The organism is Arthrobacter sp. 2YAF22_2, from assembly GCF_052114645.1.
GTDB lineage: Bacteria > Actinomycetota > Actinomycetes > Actinomycetales > Micrococcaceae > Arthrobacter.
This window is the reverse complement of sequence record NZ_JBFRFD010000562.1, coordinates 1-2,189: the sequence shown is the minus strand read 5'-3', so window position 1 is coordinate 2,189 and position 2,189 is coordinate 1. Positions and strand designations below refer to the sequence as shown.

The window sequence follows — 2,189 nt, the reverse complement described above, 5'->3', positions numbered from 1 at the left end:
GGGATTCGATCTCGCTGCGCCACGGCATGCGTCCGGTGACGACAAGCGGCAGGGTCTCATCCACCATCCGGCGGTCTCTCAGCAGGCCGGCCGTGACCTCGGCCAGCGACCTGCCTTCGAGCGATTCTCCGTCGCCGAGCCGTCGGAATGCCGATACGCCGTTGGGGCTCGCATACTGCACGATCCCTTCGGCGTCGAGCCGGATCAGCCCGTCCCCGACGCGGGGCGCGCCGCGGCGCGACCCGGTGGGCGAGGCAAAGTCCGGCCAGAGGCCCAGGGTCCCCATGCGCAGCAGGTCGTAGGCGCACTGGCGGTAGGTCAGTTCCAGCCGCGAGGGCATCCGGGAGCTGGAGAGGTCCATGTGTGAGGTCACCACCGCCAGCGTCCGGCCGTTGCGAACCATCGGCACGGCCTCGACCCGCATGGCTGTGTCGCTGCTCCAGTTGGTCTCGTTGGACCGTTCGATCGTACGGGTTTCCCAGGCCTTGTCGACGAGCCGTTTCAGGTCCGAGCGGATCCCCTCCCCCACGAAGTCGGCGTGGAACACCGTATGCGTGGTGGAGGGGCGGACATGGGCCAGCGCCACGTAGCCGAGCTCCGGGTGCGGGAACCACAAGGCCAGGTCGGCGAACGCGAGGTCGGCGACCATCTGCCAGTCCCCCACGAGCAGGTGCAACCACTCGGCATCCCCCGGCCCGAAATCAGCATGCTCCCTGATAGGGTCCGTAAAGATTGCCACTGCACCTCCATTTGCGACGCCGGGAACTGCAAACTCCCTAGCGTCGGACGATTGACCTCAAGAGCCTCAATGCTACCGACAGTGAGGCCATGTCATCGGCCTCGAGGGCGTTCACCTCGTCGAACATCGACTTGGCCCGGCCCAACTGCTCGACATTCTGGCCTTCCCAGGCTGCCAGCCGTTCCTCCGACGGCATGTCCGGCGGTGTCGTCGCCAGGACCGCCGTCGTCATGTCCGAGACGGTCGAGTACAGGTCGTCGCGGAGGGCCGCACGGGCCAGGGCCTGCCAGCGGTCCTTACGGGGCAGCTTGGTGATGCGCTCGAGCAGCGAATCGGCGTGGAACCGGTTGAAGACCGAGTAGTAGACGTGCGCGATGTTCTCCACCGGCTCGGGGCTGAGCTGCACGATCTTGGCAATGTCCAGCAGCACGAAGCTTTCAAACAGCTCCGCCCAGCGGTGCGCCAGATCCTCTGGAAGCTCCCAGCTCCGGGCCTTCTCGAGCCAATGCATCACCCGCTCGCGGTCGTCGCCGCGCAGGTAGTCCAGCAGCCGGGCCCGCATCGGGTCCATCAGCGGCTTGAATTCGGCCACGATTTCGGCGATCGGGCGCGCGGCGTTGCCCTGGCTCAGGACCCAGCGGACCGCGCGGTCCAGCAGCCGGCGGATGTCCAGGTGGACGGTGCTCCAGTGCTCGGTCGGGAACGACGCCGGGAGTGCGTTGAGCTCGGCCACCATGATGTTCAGCTCGTAGACCTCGCGGAGGGCGACAAAGGCCTTGGCGACCGCGGCTTCGGTGGCGGACGTTTCCTCCATGGCGCGGAACGCGAACGTGATGCCGCCCATGTTGATCATGTCGTTCGCGACCACTGTCGCGATGATTTCGCGGCGCAGCGGGTGGGTGTCCAGGTCTGCGTCGAACCGTTCGCGCAGCTGCTTCGGGAAGTAAGCCCGGAGGGTCTCGCGGAACCACGGGTCCACCGCGAGGTCGCTGTCCCGCAGCGCGGCGGCGAGTTCGATTTTGGCGTAGGCGGCCAGCACGGAGAGTTCCGGCGAGGTCAGACCTTGGCCCTGCTCAAGACGTTCGCGCAGCGTCTCGGTGGTGGGCAGCGCCTCGAGCTCGCGCTTGAGGTCGGCGGATTTCTCGAGCCAATCCATCAGCCGCTCGTAGCTGGGGCTCCATTCGGCGACGCGCATCCGGTCGTTAAGCAGCAGGATGTTCTGGTCGATGTTGTCCTCAAGCACCAGCCGGCCGACTTCCTCCGTCATCGAACCGAGGAACTCCGCGCGCTCCGCGGGGGCCAGCTTGCCGGCGGCCACCATGCGATCCACGAAGATCTTGATGTTGACCTCGTGGTCGGAGCAGTCCACGCCCGCAGAGTTGTCAATGGCGTCAGTGTTCAGGATGACGCCCTGCAACGCTGCCTCGATGCGCCCGCGCTGGGTCATGCC

2 protein-coding genes are annotated in these 2,189 nt (G+C 66.6%); both read right to left on the bottom strand.

What is annotated here, in order from left to right:
- On the bottom strand, window positions 1-739 hold a 739-nt coding region (locus AB4Y86_RS17300), incomplete at its 3' end, for a histidine kinase N-terminal domain-containing protein (protein ID WP_441403397.1).
- Between the two features lie 37 nt (window positions 740-776).
- Window positions 777-2,189: NAD-glutamate dehydrogenase domain-containing protein (locus AB4Y86_RS17295; RefSeq protein ID WP_441403396.1), on the bottom strand; the 1,413-nt coding region annotated here is incomplete at its 5' end.